A 26,591-nucleotide genomic window follows, 5' to 3' on the forward strand; every position below is an offset into this window, starting at 1 on the left:
CTTTTGGGCAAAGAAAAAGCGCCGGTTCCGCTTTAGCGGGAGGCGCTTTGCTTTCGTTCGTTTCTTTGCTCGCGCTGATAGGCGTTGAGCAGCGTGTCGAGTTCTTTGCTGATTTTCATGGCGGCCGGCGAGTTCAGGCCGGTTTTGGCGACGATATCGACAAGCTCCATCCGTTTTTGTTCAATCAATGTCAATAAGCTTTGTTTTGGCACGAAAAATCGCCCTTTTCCTCTTGTATTTTATACTATTTTACCAATGAATACAAAAATGGAAAATAGAAAAATTGTCCAAAAAACATGAGAAACGCATTATACGAAAGGGCGCATTTTTGCTAAAATAGAAATATAGATCGATTGTAATAAACCATTTCCGATCTCCATGTCCCGTCTTTATCATCTAACAAGCTGGCAAGGTGACAAAAAGAGCGAGCAATGCTACGTAAAACAAAATGAGAATTTCCGATTTTTCGTTGCGGGTTTCATCGAAGTACAAGCCGTTATGAGAGTAGTCAGCGGGATGGAAAACAAAATGGCAACTTAATTATAGAAACGACTAGGAGTGAATTCGCCCGTGAATCAATTGAATGTGTTTCTCGCATTTGGCGCCGGATTTTTGTCATTTCTTTCCCCGTGCACTCTGCCGCTTTATCCGGCGTTTTTATCCTATATTACCGGCATGTCGGTCAGCGAGCTGAAAGAAGAAAACGCGATGCTCAATCGCCGCAGCCTATGGCATACGGGTTGTTTTTTGCTCGGATTTTCGCTCATTTTTGTTTCGCTCGGCTTCGGCACCTCGCTAATCGGCCGCTTGTTTGTCGATTACCAAGATGCGATTCGGCAAATCGGCGCCGTGGTGATCACCGCGCTCGGTCTCGTCGTGGCCGGGGTATGGAAGCCGGGATTTTTGCTGCAAGATCGGCGTGTATCGTTTCGTGAGCGGCCCTCCGGCTATGTCGGCTCGATGCTGATCGGCATGGCGTTTGCCGCCGGTTGGACGCCGTGCATGGGCCCGATTTTAGTGGCTGTCGTGGCGCTGGCGGCCACCCATCCCGGGTCGGGAATCCTCTATATGCTCGCTTATGCGCTCGGTTTTGCCGTCCCGTTTTTCGTACTGTCGTTTTTCCTTGGCAAGCTGCAATGGATTCATCGCCATAGCGCGTCCATGATGAAAGCGGGCGGCTATGTCATGATCGCGATGGGCGTGATTTTGTATTTTGATTGGATGACGAAACTGATTGGGTATGCGACGAGCTTGTTTGGCGGCTTTACCGGGTTTTGATTTTACAACATTTTCGTGGAAAGCGCTATGTCGCCTTTGACCGAGCAATGAAGGCGCTCATGTTTTGATTTTACAAGATTTTCGTGGAAAAGGAGAGAGTGGAATATGGCTTCTGTTTTAGTGGTCGATGACGCGAAGTTCATGCGGGTAACGTTGGCGCGCATTTTGCAGAAGGGGCATCATGAGGTGGCCGGCGAGGCGGAAAACGGCAAGGATGCGGTGGAATTGTACCGTCGTCTGCGCCCCGATCTCGTCATTATGGACATCACGATGCCGGTGATGAACGGCATCGAGGCGGTGCGGGCGATCAAGGAGTTGGATCCGGGAGCGAAAATCATCATCTGCTCGGCGCTCGGCCAGCAGCGCATGGTCGTGGAAGCGGTCGAGGCGGGGGCGGCGGATTTCATCGTCAAGCCATTCGAAGAACAACGCGTGCTGGAAGCGGTCGCCCGCCTTTTATAAAAAGACTTGCACTTGGGAAAGGGAGTTTCTGGGTATAATCGGCACGCGCGGTGGTAGGCAAGCGAAACGGTTTTTGCTATAATAACGTTGTCCAGCTACTTTTGTCGGAAGAAGGTGATGGCTTTGACGCTCTTTACCTCGCTCATCGCCGTCGTGATGGCGTTTTTCATCTTCTTTGTGCGCATAAAGGCGTCGGAAAAGCCGACCAACGCCAAAAAAATCATTTTGCCGCCGCTGTTTATGAGCACCGGCGCGCTGATGTTCATTGATCCGGTGTTCCGGGTCACGCGCGGCGAGCTCATCGAAGCGGTCGTTCTCGGGTTGTTTTTTTCGTTGTTCCTCATCAAAACATCGAAATTTGAAGTTCGCGGCCATGACATTTATTTGAAACGTTCGAAGGCGTTCATTTGGATTTTGCTTGGGTTGATCATCATTCGCCTCGGTTTGAAAACGTATTTAGGGCGGACGATTGATTACCGCCAATTAAGCGGAATGTTTTACTTGCTGGCGTTTTCGATGATCGTCCCGTGGCGAATTGCCATGTACGTTTCATATCGGAAGCTGGCCGCGCGGTTGAAGCCGCCGGTCCTCACATAAATGATGGCGTCCCGAAAAACGAGCGGGGCGCTTTTTTACGCTCGCGAACCGCTTTTTCGGGAATGCGAGGGACGGTCAGCGGCTTTCTAGCAAATGCTGATAAGGAGCGAGATCGATGTTTTTCGCCTGCAATGTCCGAATCAAAAATTTATGGTCGCGCTTCGGCGTTGCGATGATGTAACCGCGAATCAACAGGTCGCGCGTGATGCGCGGCGCCTGTTCCTTCAAGGCAAGTTCACCGATTTTGCCGGCGATCTTTTGCCGCGCGACGTCACGGAACAATTCGGGCACGGGGCGAACGAGTTCCTCAAGAAGCGCTTTTTCTTCTTCCCCCCATAAATGGCGCGTCTGTTCAATGTAATACTCCTGCCAGTCCAGCTCCGATTTTCCGTCTTCTTTCGGCAGTCGCTTTAAAAACTTGCGGAACATGAAAAAGCCGCCAATGGACATCATGACGAGCAAAAAAACGACCCAAAACAGAATAAACCAGAGAAACCATCCCGTCAGCATGATCCCCACTCCCATGCGTTAATTCGGTGCTATGCGCCCTTTGCCCTGTCAAGCCATTGGGTGCGACGGCCGCCGGGTCGTATTCCAACCAAAAGGCGATCCCGCTTTCCGGCTGGATTTGGCGCAAGATTCGTCTATTATTATGTCGAAAAGCGTGCTGTTTGGCAAGTTTGGCGCCGCCTCGGCTCAAAACGCGCTCCCGCTGTTTCGCCACAAAGAAACCGATAGGGGCGCCTGTCATCGATCGTAACGCAACTGTAACGCAACTGTAAAAAAGCTTGTCCCGCCTTAGAACAACAAGCGTTCGCAAGGTAAGCCTAGATAGGAATGGAAATGATAGACAGTGACGTCCTTCCTGCCGCCTGCTAATCTATCTAATAGACAAAGAAGCTAGGCGGAACGTGGAGAACTAGGGAGGGATCGAAGGAATGAAAAAGACGATGATCGCGCTCGCTGCCGCCTGTTTTCTGGCGTTCGGCTGGCAGGGGCCGACGACGGAAGCGGCTGGCTCGTATACATACTATCAAATAAAAAAGGGCGATACGCTGTCAGCGATCGCCAAGCGATACCATACGACCGTTTCATCGCTGCGCGCACTAAACGGCTTAAAGCATGACTTCATTTACGCTGGAGAACGGCTGAAGGTTCCGGCGGCAGGGAAGCGGACGGCTTCGGCGCCGGCAAAGAAGAAATCGATCTCATTAAGCGCCGCCGACCGGAAGCTGCTCGCTCAGTTGGTGCAGGCGGAAACCGGTTCGAGCGAGCCGTTTGCCGGCAAGGTGGAAGTGGCGCTTGTCGTTTTCAACCGCACAACGCACCCGGAGTTTCCAAAAACGGTGCGCGGCGTCATTTATCAAAAGACGAAATCCGGTTATGCGTTTGTGCCGGTCAAAACGGGAAAGTTGACCCGTATTCGGCCGACCAAGCAAGATTACGCGGCCGTTGACAAGGCGTTGGCCTTGTTTCCGAGCGACCGCCGCGGCTCACTTTATTTCTACAATCCGAAAATCACCAAAGACAAATGGATGTTGTCGCGCCCGGTGACGATTCGCATTGGGCATCACGTCTTTACGAAATAAACGGTTCGGCTTCAAAAAGGATGGCCGGTTGAGTAAAGCACAGCCGATCGACAAAGAGGAGAGCGTTTCCCCGCTTTTGGGGACGCTCTTTTTTTCTACGAAAATCGCTCTTCGACGAGTTGTGATGTTCATGCTAGGGCGGGGAAAAACATGTTCCGCCGCCATGTTGTTGAGAAAAAAGCGGAGTTTTTCTGGCTTCGTGAGGGTCAACCGTGTTCTCGATGTTTTCGCACTGACGGTCATGACACCGCTGACAAAGGCGGGCGCTTTTCGACCGGTGTAGCGGTGTCCGGCCAAGGAAGGGCGGCGGATCGGTCCAACGTTTCCGCGGGAAGCCGGCAGGAGTTTGCCGGTGCGGTTGCGAATGTGTTGATCAAGGGGGGAGCGGCTGTGAAAAGAGTGGATCTTGTCTACGAAACGCTGCAAGAATGGGAACGGAATGGGAAGCGGTGGGTGAGCGCTGAAGAGTTGGCTCTCGTTCTCGGGTTGGACTGAGCATCGCTGCTGCAACAAGAAGCCGGCGGGCAATCGACCGTTGTGACACTGCTCATGGTGCACGCTCAAGACCATTTAATGACCGCGATGGCGGTCAAAGAGCTGGCCGCGGAATTTATCGAACTGTACGAACGAATGACTCCGTAAGCGGTTCCCCTTGCCCGCGATCGTCTGGGAGAACGGTGAAAAACGGCTGATTCCCTTACTCAATGGGGAGAATAGACGAAAAGCAGAATCGATGCAACAAGGTTTTTCGAATTGAGAAATGACACGGTAAAGCCGTATTTACGATTCAATCACCAGCCTCCTAGAAGGCCGGTGATTGAAGGAAGCAGGCCGTTTACCGGCCTCGTTTCTCAAATAGAAAAACCCTGTCGCATCGGTATCGCCTTTCACACGCTCCCCCCATCGTTTATAGAGAAACAACCGTTTTTCATCAGTCATCTAGGCAAGGGGGCAGAAAAGCAAATCGATTTTGTATACCATAATGTTATTACGTAAACTCATTGAGACCGCGGCGAAACACCAGTGTCCAAAAGCAACGCCGGAAGTACAATCCGGTTCAAGGTGTGAACAAGCGACGACAGACGAACAAAACAAGGGAGCGGCGCCCTATGACCGGGCCGAAGCGGTCAGCGCCGCTCCAAGACGTTTACATGTCGTGGCTTGTATTATGCTTTTGCCGCGTATGGTTGCGGTTTTTCACTTTTTTCGAACCGTCAAGCGGCTCCGGCTGCCCGGGATTGTCGCCTTTTGGCGCGTTTTTGCGCATATCTTTGCCATCGTTTTTGTTTGTCATTGGTTGTCCCTCCTTTGTCCGTTAGCATGCGGCGTTGTGCTTTCGCTTATTCAGCGCATAATTTGCGCCCAGTTTGAAACGATAAGTAGTGAACGACCGCGAAGGAGGGACGAGCGATGGTGTATCATAAAACGAAACAGGACGCGTTTCAAGCGGCGCAAAAGGCGACGATGGAAGCGAAAGAATGGCACGATCACTTGGTGCGCGATCAAGCCGACTACGGCCACCAGCTGGCCCATCTGCGTCAGGAAGTCAACGAGGCGTTCGCCCAAATTGAAAACGCGCTCGAAGTCGCCTCGGAAACACAGCGCGTGCAGCTCGAGAAATTTCGCAGCGACTTGCAGGCCATTGTGGAGGAAATCAATCAAAACGAGTAAGGGAATGCCGGCGGCGGACATTCCCTTTTTTGTGCGCTATGGCAGGCCGGGATGGCGGAGCGGCCGCCACGCTACTGGTTCTTTTTTCGTTTTTTGTTGTTTTGGCGCTGCGCTTCGGTCAGCGGTTCATTGGAAAACTCTTCGTTGTAGCCGGCGCCCATTCCTTGCGCTTTGGCCGCGTTCATACCGGGAATGACGTGATTGGCTTTTCGTTTGGCCATTTCGTTCACCTCCGGTTGTAGTTTGTGATGAAACAAGGGGATTATTCCGACTAGGGCGTGATAAGAAAACAAGGAGGAAGGTCATTAGAAATCCATGATTTACAGTCCTTCCCGTTTTATAATAAGATAAAGTCGTGCCAAGCTTTGCGAGGAATGCGAGAATGGATACGATTTTTTCGACTTTTGCGCAAAAAAATAGTATAGTATTATTGTGAAGTGAAGGGGGTTGTACATATGGCGAAACAAGATGTATTCAACGCCCGCTCTTCATTCGAAGTCAACGGTAAAAAATACAATTATTACCGCTTGCAAGCGCTTGAAGAAGCGGGCATCGGTCAGGTGAGCCGCCTGCCGTACTCGATCAAAGTGTTGCTTGAATCGGTGCTTCGCCAAGTCGACGGCCGCGTCATTACGAAAGAGCACGTCGAGAACTTGGCGAAATGGGGAACGCCGGAAATGAAAGAGATCGACGTGCCGTTTAAGCCGTCGCGCGTCATTTTGCAAGACTTCACCGGCGTGCCTGCCGTCGTCGATCTGGCTTCCATGCGCAAAGCGATGGCCGATTTGGGCGGAGATCCGTATGAAATTAACCCGGAAATTCCGGTCGATCTCGTCATCGACCACTCGGTGCAAGTCGACCGTTACGGGTCGGACGATGCGCTCGAGTACAACATGGACTTGGAATTTCAACGGAACGCCGAGCGGTACAAGTTTTTGAAATGGGCGCAAAAAGCGTTTAACAACTATCGGGCTGTTCCGCCGGCTACAGGAATCGTCCACCAAGTGAACTTGGAATATTTGGCTAGCGTCGTTCATGCAGTCGAAGGGGAAAACGGCGAATACGAAGCGTTCCCGGATACGCTCGTCGGCACGGACTCGCATACGACGATGATCAACGGCATCGGCGTCCTCGGCTGGGGCGTCGGCGGCATCGAAGCGGAAGCTGGCATGCTCGGCCAACCGTCCTACTTCCCAGTGCCAGAAGTCGTCGGCGTCCGCCTGACGGGCAAGTTGCCGGACGGAGCGACGGCCACCGACTTGGCGCTTAAGGTGACGCAAGTGCTCCGGAAAAAAGGCGTTGTCGGTAAATTCGTCGAATTTTTCGGACCGGGCGTGGCGACCTTGCCGCTTGCCGACCGGGCAACGATCGCCAACATGGCACCGGAGTATGGAGCGACGTGCGGCTTCTTCCCGGTCGATGCTGAAGCGCTCGACTATTTGCGCTTGACCGGCCGCGACGAACATCACGTTCAAGTCGTTGAAGCGTACTGCAAAGCGAACGGCTTGTTCTACACGCCGGACGCGCCGGAGCCGGTGTTTACGGACGTCGTCGAAATCAATTTGTCGGAAATCGAAACGAACTTGTCCGGACCGAAACGGCCGCAAGATTTGATCCCGCTCTCGAAAATGAAACAATCGTTCCGCGAAGCGGTGAAAGCGCCGCAAGGCAACCAAGGCTTCGGCCTGACGGAAGCGGATTTGGAGCGGGAAATTACCGTCGAGCTGAACGGTGAACAAGTCAAGCTGAAAACGGGCGCGGTCGTCATCGCGGCGATCACGAGCTGTACGAATACGTCCAACCCATACGTCCTTGTGGCGGCTGGTTTGGTGGCGAAAAAAGCGGTGGAAAAAGGCTTGCAAGTGCCGAAATACGTGAAAACGTCGCTTGCGCCGGGCTCGAAAGTCGTCACCGGCTACTTGCGTGACTCGGGCTTGCTGCCGTATCTCCAGCAGCTCGGCTTCAACATCGTCGGCTACGGTTGCACCACGTGCATCGGCAACTCCGGCCCGCTCGCGCCGGAGCTCGAAAAAGCGCTCGCGGAAAGCGATTTGCTTGTCACAAGCGTTCTGTCCGGCAACCGGAACTTTGAAGGCCGCATCCATCCGCTAGTGAAAGGCAACTATTTGGCGTCGCCGCCGCTGGTCGTCGCCTATGCGCTCGCCGGCACGGTCGACATCGATCTGCTCAACGAGCCGATCGGCAAAGACAAAGACGGCAATGACGTTTACTTCCGCGACATTTGGCCGTCGATGGAAGAAGTGAAAGACGTCGTCAAGCAAGCGGTCGATCCGGAACTGTTCCGCAAAGAATATGAGCGCGTGTTCGACGGCAATCCGCGCTGGAACGCCATCGAGACGACGGATGAGCCGCTTTACCAATGGGACGAAAACTCGACGTACATCCAAAATCCGCCGTTCTTTGAAGGGCTGTCCCCGGATGTGCGTCAAGTTGAACCGCTTACCGGCTTGCGCGTCGTCGGCAAATTCGGCGATTCAGTCACGACCGACCATATTTCACCAGCCGGTTCGATCGGCAAAAACACGCCAGCCGGCCAATATTTGATCTCGAAAGGCGTCGAGCCGAAAGACTTCAACTCATATGGTTCGCGGCGCGGCAACCATGAAGTGATGATGCGCGGCACGTTTGCCAACATCCGCATCCGCAACCAAATCGCGCCGGGCACGGAAGGCGGCTACACGACGTACTGGCCGACCGGTGAAGTGATGTCGATTTATGACGCGTGCATGAAATACAAACAGGACGGCACCGGGCTTGTCGTCGTCGCCGGCAAAGACTACGGCATGGGCAGCTCGCGCGACTGGGCGGCGAAAGGGACGTTCTTGCTCGGCATCAAGACGGTTATCGCCGAAAGCTTTGAGCGCATCCACCGCTCGAACCTCGTGTTGATGGGCGTTCTGCCGCTGCAATTCAAAGAAGGCGAAAACGCGGAAACGCTCGGCTTGACGGGCAAAGAAGTGTTTGACATTCACATCGATGAAAACGTCAAACCGCGCGATCTTGTCAAAGTGACGGCGACGAACCCAGAGACGGGTGAGAAAAAAGAGTTTGACGTGATCGTCCGCTTTGACAGCGAAGTCGAAATCGACTACTACCGCCACGGCGGCATTTTGCAAATGGTGCTGCGCGAAAAATTGGCGAAAGTGAAGCAATAACGACAAAAAGCAGGCTTCCGCATCGGGAAGCCTGCTTTATTTTGTGTTGAGCTTTTTCGCCGCGTTTTCGAGCTTGCTTTTCGGGTCCGGAGTAAGCGTTCCATCTTGGCCGAAGCCTTGCGGGTTGACGCCCGGCGCCTTCGTGCCGCGATTGCGGCCGCCGTTTTTCGCCATCGTTTTCACCTCCACTTGGATAGTATGGCCGGTCTAGGTGAAAATATAAGCAAAGCACGGCCGGCAAAGGAGGGAAGAGCGATGAACAAAGGGTTAAAAACGGCGCTCGCAACGATCGCGCTGGCACAGTTTTTAAAGATCCCGATCAAACAGCTTGAGACAGGCCGATGGGATTGGCGGTTGTTTTTCGAAACAGGAGGAATGCCGAGCTCCCACTCCGCCGGCGTTTCGGCGTTGGCGACGTTTATCGCGTTAGAGCGGGGGATGCGGACGATTGATTTTGCGCTCGCCGCGCTGTTCGGATTAATCGTCATGTACGATGCGCAAGGAGTGCGGCGCCAGGCGGGCGAACTTGCCTTGCGCCTGAACGAGCTTGCCGAAGAGGTGAAAAAGCTCGAAGACGATCCGCAACAGGCCGTATACAAAAAACGGCAGCAACAGCTCCGCGCCCGCCTCGGCCACGAGCCGATCGAAGTCGTCGGCGGAGCGCTTCTTGGGATCGCGACTGGCGCTGTTTCCCATTGGGCGTGCCGCCGCCGGCGAAAGGCTAGACGGTGAAGCGAATGAGGCATCGGCGCTTCAGGAGGATGAGATGGACCGGACAATGAAGCTGCATTATGCCATTTCTTAATTTGGAAAGCAGGATGGACGCCATGTTTCTTTTTCCCTTAGAAAAACGTGTTTTTCACCGTCTTTCGGGAAGGCCGGCAAGTGAACGAGCAAGGAAGCGCCGTCCCTTTCGTTTTTCAAGCGGAGAAACGTTGCAGACGTGGATCGGTTCGCTGCCGGGATGATGGACAGTGACGCCCAATGCGACGAAAAAAGCTGTCCCGCCTTTCATGCAGAACAGCTTTTGTTGCTATGAGGAGATGTTCCGCTTTGCTCGCCACCGCTTCCCCCATAAGCGCACGCTAGGCAGTTCGGCAAGCACCATGCCAGCCAAAATGGCGAAGCCGCCGAGCCAAGCGGATGGCGACAGCCGTTCCCCCGCCCAAAGATACGCCGTCAAAGCGGCGAACACCGGCTCCATGGCGAAAATGAGAGCGACATGGGCGGGAGTCGTATGTTTTTGCACCGCCGTCTGGATCAAAAAAGCGGCGGTCGTTGCCAACAGCGATGTCACGGCGAGCGCTCCCCATACTTCCGGGCGGCGGAGCACCGCCGTGTTCCACATGTTTGTCGCCTCCTCAAACCAAAAAGCAAAGATGAAACAGAGGACAGCGACGGTAAAAATTTGCACCATCGTTAACAGCAATGTCGAATAACGTGACGAATATTGACCAGTGATAAGAATGTGCATGGCAAAGGAAATGGCGCAAAAGAAGACGAAAACGTCGCCGCGGTTGAATGACAGCTCGGCTCCGCCCGTCAGCCAATATAAACCGAAGGCGGCGAGCACCGCTCCGACAGCTGCATTTGCGGTCGGTTTTTGCTTTAGCATCAAAAACGAAAACAGCGGCACGAGCACGACGCTCAGCCCGGTAATAAAGCCTGCTTTCGAGGAAGTTGTATACAAAAGCCCGACCGTTTGGAATGCATAGCCGCTAAACAGCCACAGCCCCATCCAAGCCCCGGCGCCGACGATCCGCCATGATAACTGGCCGAGCAGCGGACGGGAAACGATGGCTGTCCATGCGAACAAGGACAAGCCGGCCAAACTGAAGCGGACGGCGTTAAACGATAACGGCTCTAAAAAGGAAATGGCGTTTTGGACGACGACAAACGTCGCCCCCCAGACGAACGCCACCGCCAGCAAACTAAGATCAGCGACGGTTTGCTGCTTCAATTCGATCCCCCCTTGTTTGTCTGTTCACGTCGAGCCATTTGATCGGCTGCTAGCCGCTAGTGTATCATAAATGCGCCGAAAAAAACATACTTTTTTGGAACAGAGCGATCGAGGCGGAAAACGATGAACAGACGGGAACGAGTGTGGTAAAATAAAAAGCAGCCTCAATCATCGTGATGCGAAAGGGTGGCAGAACGTTGGAGGTGCAAATTCATTGGACGTACGTCACGCCCAACAAACAGGCGGTGCGGTTGACTTCGGAATGGCTCGAGGCGAAAGACGCGCTCGCCGTCGCGGGCGATTTTGAAAAAACCGGGCGGACGAAGGCGCTCGAGTTCATGGACCGAAATGGCACGGCATGGTCGAAAAAGGAGCTTGGCAAACTTCTTGAAGAAATCGCGGCCGAACCGCATGAAGTCGTCGTTTATTTCGACGGCGGGTTCGATCATCAAACTTCTCAAGGTGGTGTCGGCGCGGTCGTGTATTACAAGCAAAACGACCAGCGCTACCGGCTGCGCGCCAACCGCCGCCTCAGCGAAATCAAATCGAACAACGAGGCCGAATATGCGGCGTTTTGGTTTGTGATGCAGCTGCTTGAGGAGCTTGGCGTCCATCATTTGCCGGTGACGTTTCGCGGCGATTCTCACGTCGTCTTGAAGCAGCTGTCGGGCGACTGGCCTTGCTTTGAAGACGATTACAACGCTTGGCTCGACCGTATCGAGGCAAAACTGCGCGAGCTTCACATCGACCCGTTGTATGAACCGATTTCCCGCAAGCAAAATAAAGAGGCGGACGCGCTCGCCCGCCAAGCGCTTGCCGGGCAGCTGATCACAAGCCGGATGGAATTGACAGAGAAAGGGTAAGGTTCGATGGGAAAGAAGCGAAACCGACGGAAAGAAATATTGGAACAAATCGCTCAGCTTGAAGAAATGTACTGCGATGGCTGTTTTTTAAAGAGCACGTTCCGCAAAGAGTACGGAAAAACGTACGCCCAGGCGTTTTGCATTCAGCGCTGCACGGTGGGCGAACAGATGCGGCAGTACGGGGAAATGCTGCTTTCCGCCCCGCCCCGTCCGCGTCAATAGGGCGACGGAACGGCACCGCGGCCATGGTCTTGAGTACGGCTGGCGCATGCGGACCTGGCCGAACCGCGGACAAAGAAACGTTGCCCTTGATGCCCGGACGCAACAAGAGGCTGACCCAAAAGGTTGTCTGCCTTCAAGATCGGTACAACTTATCGGGCGGCAGAAGCAGTCAGCACGTATATCGAGCAACGAAAGAGGGGATCCCGCTCCTTTTGGGACACCCCCCATTCGATTCGGATTATGACTGCGCCTCGCGCAGCTGATGTTCGGCGCGGGCCAGCCGCTGTTCGCAGCGGGCGAGAACGTCATCGTCTGTGCCCGTTGCTTCTTGGCGAGCGCGAGCTAGCTGATGGCGGGCGTTTTGCACCGCTCGTTCGGCGTGCTGAATCATCTCGGGGTCGAGCTGCATTGTGGCGTGGCCGACCATTTTTTCCGCCGTCTCCACGAACAGTTCCACTTGTTTCAAATCGTTGTAGCCTGTATGTATGTTGGCATCATGATTCGCCATATCAACACCTCCCTTTGCTATTGTTTGCCTCTTGACTGAATCTATGCATCGAAATGGAAAAAGGCACCTTGACTGTGCAAGGTGCCTTTTGTTTCCGCTCCCGTTCTTTCGTCTATGTCAACGAAGCCTTATAATTTGACAACGTTCGCTGCTTGCGGTCCGCGGTTTCCTTGGACGATTTCAAACGAAACTTCTTGGCCTTCTTCTAACGTTTTGAACCCTTCACCTTGGATGGCTGTGAAGTGTACGAATACGTCCGAACCGCCTTCCACTTCGATGAAACCGTAACCTTTTTCATTGTTAAACCATTTTACTTTACCACGTTGCATAATGCTGAATTCCTCCTAATACTTTTAGCCTGATCGGCTAACCTTGAGATTTTATCAAATAACAAAATATACTCCACAGCAATCCAAGGTGCGCCTTCATGCTGAATGCCTGAAATATATTCTGTTATGTGATGACTTAACTATACACTACCGGGCGTCACCGCGTCAAGCAAAAGAAAGGAAATTTCCGAAAAAATTGTTTCACCATCGCCAAACAGGCATGTTGCCTAGAAGGCTGGTGAAAAACGGTTGTTTCTTTTGAGCAATGGGGGATCGTTTGAAAGGTGATCGTGATGCGACGAGGCTTTTCTATTTGAAAAACGGGTTTGATAAACGGCTTGTCCGCTTAAATCACCGGTCTCCTAGAGATCACCGTCCTTCTAAGAGGCCGGTGATTTAAGGAGAAATACTGCTCTTCGACAGTGTTCCCAAACCAAAAAACGTTGCAACGTCATCATTTCATTCCTCGTGACTTCTCCCCAATCGAGCCAATTGGTTGTTTTTCACCAGTCATCTAAGGAAAAAGTCATGAACGGGAAACAAAAGCCATACATTGGAATAGGAACGGCGAAAAGGGGGAGAAGCGGATGTACCGCGGGAAAATCGCGGGTCAAGAAGTGATCGTCCGACTGGGCAGCCGGGTCAGCCGCCGCTATTTCAGCGACAACAAAATTTACCACATGGTTCTTTCGTATGGAGAATCAGCGTTTCGCAAAGGGCAAGACACATTTTGCATCTATCACGACCGCGTCGGCTTGATCGTTGCTGAAGTGGAGCAGCAAGAGGTTCCCGTGATCCGGATCGACTATATTATCGAAAGCGAAAACGTGTACGAATAGTTGATTGACAATTGAAAGCGAATGCGGTAATCTCAAATGTAAGCGGTAACAAAAAACGTGTTCGCCTGTTTTCGCCTTGGGACAGACGTGGCCGCATCGGCGGGGGCGTCTGTTTATTTTTTCGTTTGGCTGAAACGGGCGGCGGTTTTTTTTCGTAATATTGAATGTAACAAGAGAGGCCAAACGAGGTGACAACGATGCTGTTGCGCAAAATGATGTCAAAAGTCGGAGTCGGGTCGGCGCACGTCGACTTGATCTTAGATAAATCGTTATGGCGACAGGGAGAAATGATTCAAGGAATCGTCCACATTTACGGCGGAACGGTGGAACAAAGGATCGAGCGGCTCGATGTGGAGCTTGTGCAAAAAACAATCGAAAACGGCAAGGAGCTCGATGACATTGTCGCCGTCATTCCGGCCGCCGGTGCGTTTTCGATCAAGCCGAACGAGAAAAAGGAAATTCCGTTTTCCTACGTGATTCCCGAAACCTTGCCGCCATCGCGCCCCGGCCGGTCGTACCGGTTCATCACCCGCCTTCAGATCGAAGACGCCGTCGATACGCTCGACTTCGATTATGTGCAAATTTTAGCCAAAAAATAGGTTGACAGCGTTTTCAAACAATGGTATTCTCAAAGTAAGTTAATATTCTGTTGTGGCGGAGAAACGGAGACCCACACATGTTCCCTTGGCAGGGGAAGTGTGTGGGTCTTTGTGTTTTTCGCCCAACCAATCCCTTCCGGAAGGGTAGCAAAGCAGGAAATGAACCGAAACATAACGAAAGAAAAGGGGGAAGAAGACGGATGTCGGCATTTTTGGGAGAATTCGTTGGGACGGCGCTGCTGATTATTTTCGGCGCCGGTGTGTGTGCAGGGGTCAATTTGAAGAAATCGTACGCGGCCAACTCCGGTTGGATCGTCATTACGATGGGATGGGGGCTGGCGGTGGCGGTGGCCGCTTATGCGGTCGGCAAGTACAGCGGTGCCCATCTAAATCCGGCGTTGACGGTGGCGTTGGCGCTCAGCGGCGATTTTCCGTGGAAAGATGTCCCCGGCTATGTGTTGGCACAAGTACTCGGCGCTATGATTGGAGCTGCCATCATCTATCTCCACTATTGGCCACATTGGAAAGAAACGGACGATCCAGGCGTCAAGCTTGGCGTGTTTGCCACCGGGCCGGCCGTGCCGAATCCGGCTGCCAATTTGTTGAGTGAGATCATCGGTACGTTTGTGTTGGTTTTGGCCATCTTGGCCATTGGCGCTAACAAATTCGCCGATGGACTCAATCCGTTTGTCGTTGGCTTTTTGATTGTGGCGATTGGGCTGTCGCTCGGCGGTACGACCGGCTACGCCATTAATCCGGCGCGCGATTTTGGGCCGCGGCTAGCTCACTTTTTGCTGCCGATTCCGGGAAAGGGGTCGTCGAACTGGTCCTATGCGTGGGTGCCGATTGTCGGGCCGCTGCTTGGCGGCGCGTTAGGCAGCTTGGTGTATAAAGCCGTGTTCTTAGGAAAACCGACCGGCGCCTTATGGGGAGTGCTGACGGCCACGGCCGTCGTGTTGGCCGGAGCGAAACTGACAGCCGGAAAGGCGTCGAACGCCGCAAGCCGCTATTCTTCTTAACCGTTTTTGCTGGCGCGAAGGAAACGAAGTGGATCGAAAACGACCAAGAAAAGGGGAGGACGAGACTATGGATCAATACATTTTATCCATCGACCAAGGCACAACGAGCTCGCGGGCGATTTTGTTCAATCAAAAGGGCGAAATCGTCCATATGGCGCAAAAAGAGTTTACCCAATATTTTCCGCAACCCGGCTGGGTCGAGCATAACGCGAACGAAATTTGGGGATCGGTGCTTGCCGTCATTGCCAGCGTCTTGTCCGAGGCGCAAGTGAAGCCGGAACAAGTGGCGGCGATCGGCATTACGAACCAGCGGGAAACGACCGTTGTTTGGGAAAAAGAGAGCGGCAACCCGATTTACAACGCCATCGTCTGGCAATCACGGCAGACGGCGGGCATTTGCGACGAGTTGAAAGCGAAAGGGTATGATCCGCTGTTTCGCGAAAAAACGGGACTGCTCATTGACGCTTATTTTTCGGGAACGAAAGTGAAATGGATTTTGGACCATGTCGAGGGGGCGCGCGAACGGGCGGAGCGCGGCGAGCTGCTGTTTGGCACGATCGACACGTGGCTCATTTGGAAGTTATCCGGCGGCCGCGCCCATGTGACCGACTACTCGAACGCATCGCGCACTTTGATGTTCAACATTCATACGCTTGAATGGGATGACGAACTGCTTGCGATTTTAAACGTGCCCAAGGCGATGCTTCCTGAAGTGCGGCCATCCTCGCAAGTATACGCGAAAACCGTTCCATACCATTTCTTTGGCGTCGAAGTGCCGATCGCCGGAGCGGCGGGCGACCAGCAGGCGGCCTTGTTCGGTCAGGCGTGCTTTGCGGAAGGGATGGCGAAAAATACGTACGGCACCGGCTGCTTTATGTTGATGAATACGGGGGAAAAAGCGGTTCAATCGAAACACGGGCTGCTGACGACGATCGCCTGGGGCATCGATGGCAAGGTCGAATACGCGCTTGAAGGCAGCATCTTTGTCGCCGGCTCCGCCATTCAATGGCTGCGCGACGGCTTGCGGATGATCAAAACGGCGGCCGACAGCGAGACGTACGCGGAAAAAGTCGAGTCCACGGACGGGGTGTACGTCGTTCCGGCGTTCGTCGGCCTCGGCACGCCGTATTGGGACAGCGAGGTGCGCGGGGCGGTGTTCGGCCTCACGCGCGGCACGACGAAAGAGCATTTCATCCGCGCGACGTTGGAATCGCTCGCTTATCAGACGAAAGACGTGCTCGCCGCCATGGAAGCCGATTCCGGCCTCCCGCTGACCACGCTGCGCGTTGACGGCGGGGCGGTCAAAAACAACTTGCTCATGCAGTTTCAAAGTGATTTGCTCGCCGTGCCGGTTGAGCGGCCGGTCATTAACGAGACGACGGCGCTCGGAGCGGCGTATTTGGCCGGGTTGGCGGTCGGCTATTGGGATAGCCGCGAAAAGATTGCCGCTCAGTGGCAGCTCGAACGCCGGTTTGAGCCGAAGATGGACGACGCTAAGCGGACCGCGCTCTATGAGGGCTGGAAAAAAGCGGTGCGGGCGGCGATGGCGTTTAAATAAACAAACGAAAATCGGACGTAAAGGGGAGGGGCGCGGCCCGTCGGCTCCTTTCCCGCTGTTTTGTCCATTGATGAGGCGGATGGTTCCTTCACGGAGCATCCGCCTCTTGATTGTCCAACGGATGGGAGCGAACACGAACCGTTGCCTATAGTGGCGTTGTCGATTAGTCAGAAGATTGGGAAGGTATCAAAAAAATTACTAGAAAATGTTGAATTTGCGAAAAAATATGATAGAATAATATCAAAATATTATACATAGTCTAAAATTTAGTGAAACTAACAAAAGGGAGAAGGACACATTGGCAAAGCAAACGTTGTTGGAAATTGAGGGGCTGCGAGTCTCTTTTCGCATCGATGATGACTATTATGCGGCGGTCGACGACGTTTCGCTGGCGATCGGGGAGAACGAAGTCGTCGCTCTTGTCGGGGAGTCGGGGTGCGGCAAAAGCGCGCTCGCGTTGTCGATCATGGGTCTCCACCCGCCCGAAAAGACAAAAATTGAGGGGCGCCTGCACTTTAAAGGGACAAACTTGCTGTCGCTCTCCGTTGCTGAACTCAACCGCATTCGCGGCAAAGAAATCGGGATGATTTTTCAGGATCCGTTAACCGCGCTCAATCCGCTCATGACGGTCGGCCGGCAGATCGAAGAAAGCATGGACTACCATCTGCGGTTGTCAGCAGCCGAGAAAAAGAAGCGAACGATCGACTTGCTTCGCAAAGTCGGCATTCCGGAACCGGAAAAGGTGTACCACCGTTATCCGCACGAGTTGTCCGGGGGAATGCGGCAGCGGGTCGTGATTGCGATCGCCATCGCCTGCGAGCCCGCCCTGCTCATCGCCGATGAACCGACAACGGCGCTTGATGTGACGATTCAGGCGCAGATTATGGGGCTGCTCAAAGAGCTGCAGCGACAAATGAAAACGAGCGTTATTTTAATCACGCATGATTTGGGGGTGGTGGCGGAAATGGCCGACCGCGTCGCCGTCATGTACGCAGGGGAAATCGTCGAATTGGCCGATGTCGATGCCATTTTCCACCGTCCGCTCCATCCGTATACCCGCTCGTTGCTGCAGTCGATCCCGTCCGCCCAAACAAAAAAAGAACGGCTCCATGTCATCCAAGGGATCGTTCCGCCGTTGCATAAACTGCCGCGGCGCGGCTGCCGTTTCCAATCGCGCATCGGCTGGATCGGAGCCGACAAGCATGAGGCGGAGCCGAAACTGCGCGAAGTGGAGCCGGGCCATTGGGTGCGCTGTACATGTTATGAACATTTTTATTTCCCTGATGATCAAACGGTAGGTGGAATCGATTATGGCGCTTCTTAACATTCAGCATTTAAAGGTGTATTATCCTGTGCGCGGCGGGTTTTTTCGCCGGGTGGTCGACCACGTGCGCGCGGTCGATGATGTCAGTTTTTCGCTGCACAAAGGGGAAACGTACGGGCTCGTCGGCGAGTCCGGCTGCGGCAAGACGACGACAGGGCGCACGATCATCGGTTTGATCCGCGCCACGGCCGGGGAAGTGCTGTTTGAAGGAACGGATTTGACAAAGCTTCGCCGCCGCGAGTTTCATCCGTATCGAAAAGACATCCAGATGATTTTCCAAGATCCGTATTCTTCGCTCAATCCGCGCAAACGTGTGCTCGATATTGTCGCCGAGCCGCTCCGCAATTTTGAACGCCTGTCCCCGCAAGAGGAGCGGCAGAAGGTGCAATACGTTTTAGAGCGGGTCGGCTTGAGCGCGGAGTCGATTTACAAATATCCGCATGAATTTTCCGGCGGACAGCGCCAACGCATCGGCATTGCGCGGGCGCTCACGCTCAATCCGAAGCTCATCATCGCCGATGAGCCGGTGTCGGCGCTTGATGTGTCGGTGCAGGCGCAAGTGTTGAATTTCATGAAAGAAATCCAGCAGGAGTACGGGCTGACGTATTTGTTCATCAGCCATGATTTAGGGATCATCCGGCATATGTGCGACCGCATCGGCATTATGTACCGCGGCCGGCTCGTGGAGGAAGGGACGAGCGAGGAAATTTTTACGAATCCGCAGCATATTTATACGAAACGGCTGCTCTCCGCCATTCCGAACGCCGATCCGCGCGAACGCGGCCGGCAGGAGGCGCTTCGCCGCGAAGTGGAAAAAGAATACGAGCAGTCGTATTCGCGCTATTTTGATGAAAACGGCCGGGCTCACCCGCTCAAGCCGATTTCGCCGACGCACTCGGTGGCCATTCCGTAAAGAGGGGAAGACGGGAAGATGCTGAAATTTATTTTACGGCGAATCCTCATTATGATTCCGCAATTGTTTTTGCTAAGCGTCCTCATTTTCTTGCTGGCGAAGGCGATGCCGGGCGATGCGCTGACGGGGCAGCTGGCGGCCAACCCGAAAATGGATCCGCAGACGCTTGAGGAAATGCGGGAAAAACTTGGCTTGAATGATCCGGTACATATTCAATACATCCGTTGGGTGAAAAACATGCTGCAAGGGGATCTCGGCCTTTCCTATACCCACCAGCAGCCGGTCACCGATCTGCTGGCCGGACGGATCGGGAATACGGTGTTGCTGTCGGCGGCGATTTTAATTTTGACGTACTTGATTGCCATTCCGCTCGGCATCGTGTCGGGCCGATGGACAGATACATGGGCTGATAAGCTGATCGTCGGCTACAGCTATCTCGGGTTTGCCACGCCGCTGTTCATTTTTGCTTTGATCATGCTGTTTATTTTCGGCTTTCACCTTGGCTGGTTTCCAACCGGCGGCAGCGTGGACGTTCAGGTCGAGGAAGGGACGCTCGCTTACTATTTAAGCAAATTGAACCATCTCATGCTTCCAGCGTTGTCGGGAGCGCTCATCAACACGGTTGTTACGATTCAATATTTGCGCAGCGAAATCATCGATACGAAAGTGAAAGATTTCGTGAAAACGGCGCGGGCGAAAGGCGTGCCGGAGCGGCATATTTATTGGCGCCATATTTTGCGCAATTCGTTTTTGCCGATCGCGGCGTTTTTAGGGTATGAAATCACCGGGCTTGTCGGCGGTTCCGTGTTTTTGGAGTCGATCTACAGCTACCCGGGGCTTGGCCAGCTGTTTTTGCAGTCGATTATGCAGCGGGATTACAGCGTCGTGACGGCGCTCGTCATGATTTCCGGCTTGGCGACGCTGGTGGGCACGCTGTTGTCGGACATCATTTTGAGTGCGGTCGACCCGCGCATCCGGATTGAGTAGGAAAGGAGGAAGACGGCTGACATGAAAGCGGAAATCAGCGGCCCAACGCCGGCCGGAGCGAACATCGAGAAAAGCCCTTCCGCCTTTTCGATCATGTGGCGGGAGGTAGTTCGGGATCGGCTCGCGCTTGGCTCGCTCATCATTTTAGGAATCATTTTGTCGATCGTCTATGGCGTGTCGCTCTTTTTGGATCAAGAGGAAATCGTGAAAGTCGATTTTCTTTCCATCCATTCTCCGCCGTCAGCGGAACACTGGCTTGGCACAGACTACGGGGGGCGCGACGTGTTTGGCCAGCTCATCATCGGCGCCCGCAATTCGTTTACGATCGGGCTGGCCATTACGCTCATTACCGGCTTCATCGGGCTGACGATCGGGCTGATCGCTGGGTATTTTGGCGGCTGGATTGACAATGTCATTATGCGCATCATCGATTTCATTCTCGTTCTGCCGTTTTTGATGCTCGTTATTGTTTTTGTCGCCATTGTGCCTAAATATAATGTATTGACGTTCATTTTGATCATGAGCGCGTTTTTGTGGACGGGCAAAGCCCGGCTGATTCGCGCCAAAACGCTGGCCGAGCGCGAGCTGGATTATGTCAGCGCGTCAAAAACGCTCGGTACGCCGGATTGGAAAATCATTATTTTTCAAATTTTGCCCAACCTTAGCTCGATCATTATCGTCAATTTGACGTTAAGCTTGGCGGGCAACATCGGCATCGAGTCCGGACTCACGTATCTTGGCTTCGGGCTGCCGGAGAGCACGCCGAGCTTGGGCACGCTCGTCAGTTACGCGACCAATCCGGATGTGTTGCAAAACAAATGGTGGGTTTGGTTGCCTGCGTCATTGCTTATTTTAGTGATGATGCTGTGCATAAATTTCATCGGCCAAGCGTTGAAACGTGCGGCTGATGCAAGACAACGACTAGGATAAGGGGGAAGAAAATGTGAAGAGAAAATGGCTGGCGGCTCTCGCCGCGCTCTTGCTCGTGCTCGCCGGGTGCACGGGCAAATCCGACACAACGAGCGGAAAGGGCAACAACAACGAAAAACCGGCGGCTCAGAAGGAAGACATCAGCAAATTCCCGATGACGGTGAAAAACGACGGGAAAATCATCGATGGCGGCGTGCTGAAATACGGCCTTGTGTCCGATACGCCGTTTGAAGGAACGCTCAGCTATGCGTTCTACACGGGAGCGCCCGACGCGGAGATTTTGCAATTTTTTGACGAGTCGCTTTTCCGGACGAACGGCGACTATGAGATTACGAATGACGGCGCTGCCACATACGAGTTGTCCGAAGACAAAAAGACGATGACGATCCGCATCAAAGACAACGTCAACTGGCATGACGGCCAACCGGTGACCGCCGAAGACTTGGAGTATGCGTATTTGGTCATCGGCCATAAAGATTACACCGGCGTCCGCTATGGCGATGCGCTCATCCAAGGCATCGTCGGGATGGAAGAATATCATAGCGGCAAAGCGGATAAAATTTCCGGCATTAAAGTCATCGACAAAAAGACGTTGACGATCACATGGAAACAGGCCAATCCGTCGGTGTTGACCGGCATTTGGGCGTATCCGCTGCCGAAGCATTACTTGAAAGACATTCCGATCAAAGACTTGGCGAAATCGGATAAAATCCGGAAAAACCCGATCGGCTTCGGACCGTTCAAAGTGAAGAAAATCGTTCCGGGCGAGTCGGTCGAGTTTGTTCGCAATGATGACTACTGGGCCGGCAAACCGAACTTGGAAGGCGTCATTTTGAGAGTCGTCAGCCCGCAAGTCGTCCTGCAAGCGCTGAAAAAAGGCGAAATTGACGTCGCCGAGTTCCCGACCGACCAATATTTGAACGCGAAAGGGACGAAAAACATTCAGTTTGTCGGCAGAGTGGACTTGGCATACAACTATATCGGCTTTAAACTCGGCCATTGGGATGCGAAAAAGCAGGAAAACGTCATGGACAATCCGAAATTCCAAAACAAAAAACTGCGCCAGGCGATGGCGTACGCCATCAACAACCAAGAGGTGGCCGACCGCCTGTATCATGGTTTGCGCTTCCCGGCGAACACGCTCATTCCGCCGTCGTTCCCGGGCTATCATGACAGCTCCATCAAAGGGTATACGTACAATCCGGAAAAAGCGAAACAATTGCTGGATGAAGCCGGATATAAAGATGTGGATGGCGATGGCCTCCGCGAAGATCCGAACGGCAAAAAATTCAAGATCAACTTCTTGGCAATGAGCGGCGGGGACATCGCTGAACCGTTGGCTAAATTTTATATGCAATGCTGGAGAGATGTCGGCCTCGATGTTCAGCTTGTGGACGGACGTTTGGCGGAGTTCAACTCCTTCTATGATATGGTCGAAAAAGACGATCCGAAAGTGGACGTTTACGCAGCCGCGTGGGGGACGGGCACGGACGTCGATCCATACGGATTGTATGGACGGAACGTCATGTTCAACTACTCGCGCTGGGTGAATGAGAAAAACGATGAACTGTTGGAAAAAGGCCATTCTGAACAGGCGTTTGACAAAGAATATCGCCGGAAAATTTACAGTGAATGGCAAAAATTGATGAACGAAGAAGTTCCGGTCATTCCGACGTTGTATCGTTCGGCCATTTATGCCGTCAACAACCGCGTCGCCAACTTCACGGTCGATCCGAGTTCGAAACTGACGTGGAAAGATGTCGGCGTCACGTCCGAGCAGCCGGAAGTCGAACAATGACGATTGCCGCCTCTGATGATGTATGATAAGATAGAAGACAAATTGCATACGTCTTATCAAGAGTGGGCGAGAGAACGGGCTTGATGACCCCACAGCAACCTGCCGCTGGCAAGGTGCTAACACCCGCAAAGCGATGTCGCTTTGGATGATAAGAACGGCCACCCCCTTTCGCGTCATTCCGAGGCGGAAGGGGGGTTTTTGATGATGGGAGGTGAGGGGGCGTGGCGGAACGACTGTCGCTGCGCGCTTGCATGGCGGCGCATTTGCCGGCGGCGACGTTTGCCGTTCACGTCATGCGCTGCGTGCGGACGGAGCTCATCCGGTTCGATCGCCGGGCGGTCGTGCATGTCGACCGCGGGGACGGCTATGTCCACTTGTATGGGGAAGCGCAAGGGACGATGATTTCCCTCGTGCTGACGAACGATGAGGTGGAGGAATGGAAAGCGGAGGGGCCGTACGCCCTTGACCGCTATCTATGGCAGGAGCTAGGAAAAAAAGGCATTTTTCCACCGCGAATGACCCCGTATTTGCGGGCTGTGTTTTCCATTGAATCGTAGAACATGAGAGAAAGGAAGAACAGCGAATGGCAGTCAAAAAATTTGAACACGTCGGCATCCAAGTGAAAGATATCGAAACATCGAAAGCATTTTATCAAAACGTCGTCGGCCTCGAGCTGCTCAGCGAGATGATTCATACGAATGGGACGATGAAACTGGCGTTTTTGGGGCTTGACGGCCAAGTCATCGTCGAACTCATCGAAGGATACAATCCGGATTTGCCGACGGAAGGAAAAGTGCATCACGTCGCATTTACGGTCGAAGGCATTGAGCAGGAGAAAGAGCGGCTCGTGTCGCTTGGCGTTCCGCTCGTTTGGGAGGACATTACCGAGCTTCCGAACGGGGCGAAATATTTGTTTTTCCTCGGCCCGGACGGGGAATGGATCGAATTTTACGAGCCGGAACGATAAGAAGAATGAAAACAGGCGGCCCGCGATTTTGCATCGATCGGGCTTTGGGCGCCAGAGCGTGGCTGGCGCCTCTTTCTATTTTCTTGCCTTGACCGCACGTCGATCGGTGGCATAGAAGACCGGTGAAAAACCGCTGTCACACACCAATCGGTGGCCTTTTTACTCAGAAAAGTTCCATGGGCAGTGTGATCTCCCTCCACCTAGGGGTGAAAACCTCGCGCCAGTGCGGCATTTTCACGGAAAGTTCCGTGGGCAACGGGTTGCCCTTCATCCGGGGATGAAAATCCGCGTCAGTCCTGCATTTTCACAGAAATGGGTGGCCAGCTGTATTTTTCCCGAAATCACCAGCCTTATAGGTCCTGTCAGCTTCGTTTTGCACGGATGGCAGTCCGTGTATGGGCTGACATTCGGGAACGATTCCTGATGGAGCCGCTTCGTTGTTCATGACGCTCATTGTGGCATGGACAGCAACTTTGGGGCGAAAAGTGCGCTTTAGGGGTCGAGGCCTTTCCGATTGGATGATATACTAGAAAAAGAGGGGAGGAGATTTCGTGGAAGAAACGATCGTTCACGCTATTCAAGACGACTATCCGGATGAATTCGCTTGGTGCTATGGCTGCGGCCGTTTGAATGAGACGGGCCACCATTTCCGCACCGGATGGCAAGGGGACAAGACGGTGACCGTATACACGCCGCGCCCCGAACATACAGCCATCCCTGGATTTGTGTACGGCGGATTGATCGCCTCGCTCATCGACTGCCACGGCACCGGTTCAGCGGCGCTGGCGCTGCACCGGAAAAACGGCCATGAGCCGGGCAGCGGGGAGACGCCGCCGCGCTTTGTCACCGCTTCGCTGCACGTCGATTTTCTCAAACCGACGCCGCACGGGGTGCCGCTTGTGGCCATCGGCACGGTGACGGAAATTCATCCGAAAAAATGGCAAGTTGACACCGAAGTGTTCGCGAACGGTGAATTATGCGCCCGCGGGCAAGTCATCGCCGTCGTGATGCCGAAAACGTTTGTCCGCTCTTAACAAGCAACGGGAAGCGCCGAAAAGCCGCTGTTTTTGGCAGCGCTTTCTTCGGCGCTTTGCCGCCGAGGGCGGTTAGGAACTGAGCGCCCCCTGCAGTTCGGCTCGCGCTGGCGGGCAAAGCCCATCATCCCCCTTGTCATTGTTGGGGTCTAGGAAGGCATGGAACAGTTAAAATAAATTTACAAAATTTCGTAAAACTCTATATACAATTTGCAAAAACTATTATACAAATTGTGTATAGAGGTGATGATGATGAAATATTACAGTATAGGACAATTTGCCAAGACTGATAGGGAAAACGGAACAAACGTTAAGAAATTGGGATAAATCTGGTGTATGAAAACCTGCATATGTTTCTCCATCGGGGTTCAGGTATGATTCACAAGAGCAACTTAATCATTTTCTTGGTATAAAAAATAGGAAACGCGAGAGAAAAATTGTAGGCTATTGCAGAGTGTCAAGCGGTTCAAATCATCACATTATGTTGTAAATTGCAGGGGAAAAGAGCAAATAAAGCCAAGAAAATGATTCAGGAGTTGGTAAAAGATGATCAAGACTTATAAAGTTATGCTTTTGCCAAACAATAAGCAAAGAACAAAGTTATTTGAGTGTGCAGGCGTATCCCGATGGGCGTATAATTGGACGTTGGCTACACAACAAGAAAACTACAAAAATGGTGGAACGTTTTTAAACGATCGTGAATTGAGAAAAATATTGACGCAATTAAAAAAGCAAAAAGAATATGCTTGGCTTAACCATTATTCCAATAATATAACAAAACAAGCGATTAAAGATGCCTGTCAAGCGTATAAAAACTTCTTTGAAGGCAGGACAAAGTTTCCAACATTTAAGTCAAAAAAGAAAAGCAAACCAAGTTTTTATCAAGATACGGCAAAAATAAAAATCACAAAAACGCATGTAAAATTGGAAAAGCTGACTACTTCGAAGAAAAAGAACAAGCAAAAATTTAACTATGTTAAGTTAGCTGAAAAAGGCAGAATCCCAACAGGGGATAACATCAAATATGTTAATCCAAGAGTCACATTCGACGGAGTAAATTGGTGGTTTAGTATTGGAGTTGAAGAAGTTGAAAACAAAAACCAAAATTATACCGATGGCATAGGCATCGATTTAGGGGTAAAAGATTTAGCTGTCGTTAGCAACGGGCAGAGGTTTCGCAATATAAACAAATCCAACAAAGTGAAGAAGTTGGAGAAAAGGCTGAAACGGTTGCAACGCAAACGATCAAGGAAATATGAGAAAAACAAAATAAAAACAGAAGGAGGTGAATTCCGTTACAGAAAAACAAACAATATAAAGAAATTGGAATTCCTTGTTCGAAAGACGTACCGAAGGCTGAAAAACATCAGGCACAATTCTATTCATCAAATCACTACATCTTTGGTGAAAACCAAGCCAGAGTATGTAGTCATGGAGAGCTTAAATACTCTTGGAATGTTAAAGAACAGAAAGCTATCGAAAGCCATCCAAGAACAAACATTCCACGAGTTGAAAAGGCAAATGGAATATAAGTGTGCCTGGAATGGAATTAAGTTTATACTTGCCGATCGATTCTTCCCTTCGTCTAAAACTTGCAGCCATTGTGGGGCTGTAAAAGAGAAACTTTCTTTGTCAGAAAGAACGTTTGTATGTGATGAATGCGGAAATCACATAGACAGGGATGTAAACGCAAGTAGAAACTTAAAAAAATATGGTGAGTCAATAGCCTAGCACGAAAAACGGCATTGATATGTACCCATTCGTTAGTGGGGAATTGAAGCCTTCGGAGCACCACATCCAACGAGAGTAGCTTTGGCGAAATCGGGTGCGATGAACAAGGAAAGAAACATAAACTTTTATAAAGTTTGATAAAGGCTTTATAAAAGTTTTATAAGTTTTCTGTAACGGAAATCGCGTCTTTCCCGCGAATAAAAGAATACGGATACGACAACAGAAAGGGGGACACAG

At 52.4% G+C, this 26,591-nt stretch carries 31 protein-coding genes, 2 pseudogenes and 1 riboswitch; of the genes and pseudogenes, 25 read left to right on the forward strand and 8 right to left on the reverse strand.

What is annotated here, in order from left to right:
* Positions 1 to 32 precede the first annotated feature (32 nt).
* Positions 33 to 212, reverse strand: coding sequence for an aspartyl-phosphate phosphatase Spo0E family protein (locus tag GC56T2_RS06465; protein WP_033023226.1), 180 nt, complete (start codon positions 210 to 212; stop codon positions 33 to 35).
* 358 nt (positions 213 to 570) lie between these two features.
* On the opposite strand from GC56T2_RS06465, the gene GC56T2_RS06470 reads away from it, so the two are divergent.
* From GC56T2_RS06470 to GC56T2_RS06480, 3 genes are all read left to right on the forward strand, one after another.
* The gene (locus tag GC56T2_RS06470) at positions 571 to 1,278 is read left to right on the forward strand and encodes a cytochrome c biogenesis CcdA family protein (protein WP_144973887.1); all 708 of its coding nucleotides are present in this window, start codon (positions 571 to 573) and stop codon (positions 1,276 to 1,278) included.
* Between the two features lie 105 nt (positions 1,279 to 1,383).
* Positions 1,384 to 1,740, forward strand: coding sequence for a response regulator (locus GC56T2_RS06475; protein ID WP_033023231.1), 357 nt, complete (start codon positions 1,384 to 1,386; stop codon positions 1,738 to 1,740).
* Between the two features lie 117 nt (positions 1,741 to 1,857).
* On the forward strand, positions 1,858 to 2,337 hold the full coding sequence (locus tag GC56T2_RS06480; protein ID WP_370454532.1) for a CcdC family protein: 480 nt from the start codon (positions 1,858 to 1,860) through the stop codon (positions 2,335 to 2,337).
* Positions 2,338 to 2,412: 75 nt separating this feature from the next.
* On the opposite strand, the gene GC56T2_RS06485 is transcribed toward GC56T2_RS06480, so the two are convergent.
* A complete protein-coding gene (locus GC56T2_RS06485; protein ID WP_033023234.1) occupies positions 2,413 to 2,847 on the reverse strand; it encodes a DUF2621 domain-containing protein in 435 nt (144 codons plus the stop codon).
* Positions 2,848 to 3,275: 428 nt separating this feature from the next.
* Here GC56T2_RS06485 and GC56T2_RS06490 point away from each other — a divergent pair, with 428 nt between their 5' ends.
* The 3 genes and pseudogenes from GC56T2_RS06490 to GC56T2_RS06500 form a co-directional block, all read left to right on the forward strand.
* Complete coding sequence (locus tag GC56T2_RS06490) at positions 3,276 to 3,926, forward strand: cell wall hydrolase (RefSeq protein ID WP_144973889.1); 651 nt, start codon at positions 3,276 to 3,278, stop codon at positions 3,924 to 3,926.
* Between the two features lie 150 nt (positions 3,927 to 4,076).
* Entirely contained in the window at positions 4,077 to 4,421 is a 345-nt protein-coding gene (locus GC56T2_RS06495; RefSeq protein WP_144973891.1) for a hypothetical protein, read from the forward strand.
* A gap of 6 nt (positions 4,422 to 4,427) precedes the next feature.
* Positions 4,428 to 4,568 (forward strand): annotated as a pseudogene (locus GC56T2_RS06500) (PTS lactose/cellobiose transporter subunit IIA); the annotation flags it as partial.
* Between the two features lie 505 nt (positions 4,569 to 5,073).
* Here GC56T2_RS06500 and GC56T2_RS06505 read toward each other — a convergent pair.
* Entirely contained in the window at positions 5,074 to 5,220 is a 147-nt protein-coding gene (locus tag GC56T2_RS06505) for a small acid-soluble spore protein P (protein WP_011230843.1), read from the reverse strand.
* Positions 5,221 to 5,336: 116 nt separating this feature from the next.
* Between GC56T2_RS06505 and GC56T2_RS06510 the strand changes: the two genes are divergently transcribed.
* Positions 5,337 to 5,597: a hypothetical protein gene (locus tag GC56T2_RS06510; RefSeq protein WP_144973893.1), complete on the forward strand. Its 261-nt coding sequence runs from the start codon at positions 5,337 to 5,339 to the stop codon at positions 5,595 to 5,597.
* Positions 5,598 to 5,668: 71 nt separating this feature from the next.
* On the opposite strand, the gene sspO is transcribed toward GC56T2_RS06510, so the two are convergent.
* A complete protein-coding gene (gene sspO / locus GC56T2_RS06515; protein WP_008879509.1) occupies positions 5,669 to 5,818 on the reverse strand; it encodes a small acid-soluble spore protein O in 150 nt (49 codons plus the stop codon).
* Between the two features lie 234 nt (positions 5,819 to 6,052).
* Here sspO and acnA point away from each other — a divergent pair, with 234 nt between their 5' ends.
* Positions 6,053 to 8,773, forward strand: coding sequence for an aconitate hydratase AcnA (gene acnA, locus GC56T2_RS06520; RefSeq protein ID WP_144973895.1), 2,721 nt, complete (start codon positions 6,053 to 6,055; stop codon positions 8,771 to 8,773).
* Positions 8,774 to 8,809: 36 nt separating this feature from the next.
* On the opposite strand, the gene sspL is transcribed toward acnA, so the two are convergent.
* A complete protein-coding gene (sspL, locus tag GC56T2_RS06525) occupies positions 8,810 to 8,947 on the reverse strand; it encodes a small, acid-soluble spore protein L (protein ID WP_020959474.1) in 138 nt (45 codons plus the stop codon).
* Between the two features lie 81 nt (positions 8,948 to 9,028).
* Between sspL and GC56T2_RS06530 the strand changes: the two genes are divergently transcribed.
* Complete coding sequence (locus GC56T2_RS06530) at positions 9,029 to 9,505, forward strand: divergent PAP2 family protein (protein WP_144973897.1); 477 nt, start codon at positions 9,029 to 9,031, stop codon at positions 9,503 to 9,505.
* A gap of 301 nt (positions 9,506 to 9,806) precedes the next feature.
* Here GC56T2_RS06530 and GC56T2_RS06535 read toward each other — a convergent pair whose 3' ends face one another.
* On the reverse strand, positions 9,807 to 10,733 hold the full coding sequence (locus GC56T2_RS06535; protein ID WP_144973899.1) for a DMT family transporter: 927 nt from the start codon (positions 10,731 to 10,733) through the stop codon (positions 9,807 to 9,809).
* A 197-nt stretch (positions 10,734 to 10,930) separates the two neighbouring features.
* Here GC56T2_RS06535 and GC56T2_RS06540 point away from each other — a divergent pair, with 197 nt between their 5' ends.
* Positions 10,931 to 11,596: a ribonuclease H family protein gene (locus GC56T2_RS06540; RefSeq protein ID WP_144973902.1), complete on the forward strand. Its 666-nt coding sequence runs from the start codon at positions 10,931 to 10,933 to the stop codon at positions 11,594 to 11,596.
* Positions 11,597 to 11,602: 6 nt separating this feature from the next.
* Positions 11,603 to 11,818 (forward strand): zinc-finger domain-containing protein, encoded by a 216-nt coding sequence (locus GC56T2_RS06545; protein ID WP_061912733.1) that lies wholly within the window; start codon positions 11,603 to 11,605, stop codon positions 11,816 to 11,818.
* Between the two features lie 238 nt (positions 11,819 to 12,056).
* Here the strand turns inward: GC56T2_RS06545 and GC56T2_RS06550 are convergent, their stop codons facing one another.
* Both GC56T2_RS06550 and cspD read right to left on the reverse strand, forming a co-directional pair.
* On the reverse strand, positions 12,057 to 12,326 hold the full coding sequence (locus GC56T2_RS06550) for a DUF2564 family protein (protein WP_144973905.1): 270 nt from the start codon (positions 12,324 to 12,326) through the stop codon (positions 12,057 to 12,059).
* Positions 12,327 to 12,454: 128 nt separating this feature from the next.
* Positions 12,455 to 12,655, reverse strand: coding sequence for a cold-shock protein CspD (cspD, locus tag GC56T2_RS06555; RefSeq protein ID WP_003251474.1), 201 nt, complete (start codon positions 12,653 to 12,655; stop codon positions 12,455 to 12,457).
* 587 nt (positions 12,656 to 13,242) lie between these two features.
* Here cspD and GC56T2_RS06560 point away from each other — a divergent pair.
* The 14 genes and pseudogenes from GC56T2_RS06560 to GC56T2_RS06625 all read left to right on the forward strand — a co-directional run bounded on the left by GC56T2_RS06560 (position 13,243) and on the right by GC56T2_RS06625 (position 26,354).
* Positions 13,243 to 13,494: a hypothetical protein gene (locus GC56T2_RS06560; protein ID WP_144973907.1), complete on the forward strand. Its 252-nt coding sequence runs from the start codon at positions 13,243 to 13,245 to the stop codon at positions 13,492 to 13,494.
* Between the two features lie 197 nt (positions 13,495 to 13,691).
* Positions 13,692 to 14,093, forward strand: a complete 402-nt coding sequence (locus GC56T2_RS06565; protein ID WP_144977113.1) for a sporulation protein — start codon at positions 13,692 to 13,694, stop codon at positions 14,091 to 14,093.
* A gap of 200 nt (positions 14,094 to 14,293) precedes the next feature.
* The gene (locus tag GC56T2_RS06570) at positions 14,294 to 15,112 is read left to right on the forward strand and encodes an MIP/aquaporin family protein (RefSeq protein ID WP_144973909.1); all 819 of its coding nucleotides are present in this window, start codon (positions 14,294 to 14,296) and stop codon (positions 15,110 to 15,112) included.
* Between the two features lie 67 nt (positions 15,113 to 15,179).
* On the forward strand, positions 15,180 to 16,670 hold the full coding sequence (gene glpK / locus GC56T2_RS06575) for a glycerol kinase GlpK (RefSeq protein ID WP_033021715.1): 1,491 nt from the start codon (positions 15,180 to 15,182) through the stop codon (positions 16,668 to 16,670).
* Positions 16,671 to 16,968: 298 nt separating this feature from the next.
* Positions 16,969 to 17,994 (forward strand): ABC transporter ATP-binding protein, encoded by a 1,026-nt coding sequence (locus tag GC56T2_RS06580; protein ID WP_144973910.1) that lies wholly within the window; start codon positions 16,969 to 16,971, stop codon positions 17,992 to 17,994.
* Complete coding sequence (locus tag GC56T2_RS06585; protein ID WP_144973912.1) at positions 17,981 to 18,907, forward strand: ABC transporter ATP-binding protein; 927 nt, start codon at positions 17,981 to 17,983, stop codon at positions 18,905 to 18,907. The genes GC56T2_RS06580 and GC56T2_RS06585 overlap by 14 nt, the downstream gene beginning before the upstream one ends.
* Before the next feature lie 18 nt (positions 18,908 to 18,925).
* The gene (gene opp4B, locus GC56T2_RS06590) at positions 18,926 to 19,894 is read left to right on the forward strand and encodes an oligopeptide ABC transporter permease (protein ID WP_144973914.1); all 969 of its coding nucleotides are present in this window, start codon (positions 18,926 to 18,928) and stop codon (positions 19,892 to 19,894) included.
* Between the two features lie 21 nt (positions 19,895 to 19,915).
* Positions 19,916 to 20,824 carry an ABC transporter permease gene (locus tag GC56T2_RS06595; protein ID WP_144973916.1) on the forward strand — a complete coding sequence of 303 codons (909 nt, stop codon included), beginning with the start codon at positions 19,916 to 19,918 and terminating at the stop codon, positions 20,822 to 20,824.
* Between the two features lie 13 nt (positions 20,825 to 20,837).
* Positions 20,838 to 22,622, forward strand: coding sequence for an oligopeptide ABC transporter substrate-binding protein (gene opp4A / locus GC56T2_RS06600; RefSeq protein WP_144973918.1), 1,785 nt, complete (start codon positions 20,838 to 20,840; stop codon positions 22,620 to 22,622).
* A gap of 50 nt (positions 22,623 to 22,672) precedes the next feature.
* Positions 22,673 to 22,777: riboswitch (SAM riboswitch) on the forward strand.
* 66 nt (positions 22,778 to 22,843) lie between these two features.
* Positions 22,844 to 23,179, forward strand: coding sequence for a hypothetical protein (locus GC56T2_RS06605; protein ID WP_144973920.1), 336 nt, complete (start codon positions 22,844 to 22,846; stop codon positions 23,177 to 23,179).
* Between the two features lie 26 nt (positions 23,180 to 23,205).
* On the forward strand, positions 23,206 to 23,589 hold the full coding sequence (locus GC56T2_RS06610) for a VOC family protein (RefSeq protein ID WP_144973922.1): 384 nt from the start codon (positions 23,206 to 23,208) through the stop codon (positions 23,587 to 23,589).
* Between the two features lie 551 nt (positions 23,590 to 24,140).
* Positions 24,141 to 24,623: a PaaI family thioesterase gene (locus tag GC56T2_RS06615; protein ID WP_144973924.1), complete on the forward strand. Its 483-nt coding sequence runs from the start codon at positions 24,141 to 24,143 to the stop codon at positions 24,621 to 24,623.
* A gap of 252 nt (positions 24,624 to 24,875) precedes the next feature.
* Positions 24,876 to 25,086: pseudogene (locus GC56T2_RS18070) on the forward strand (MerR family transcriptional regulator); the annotation flags it as partial.
* 83 nt (positions 25,087 to 25,169) lie between these two features.
* Positions 25,170 to 26,354, forward strand: a complete 1,185-nt coding sequence (locus tag GC56T2_RS06625; RefSeq protein ID WP_144973926.1) for an RNA-guided endonuclease InsQ/TnpB family protein — start codon at positions 25,170 to 25,172, stop codon at positions 26,352 to 26,354.
* Positions 26,355 to 26,591 lie beyond the last annotated feature (237 nt).

The sequence above is a fragment of the Geobacillus sp. C56-T2 genome (assembly GCF_007829715.1).
GTDB lineage: Bacteria > Bacillota > Bacilli > Bacillales > Anoxybacillaceae > Geobacillus > Geobacillus icigianus.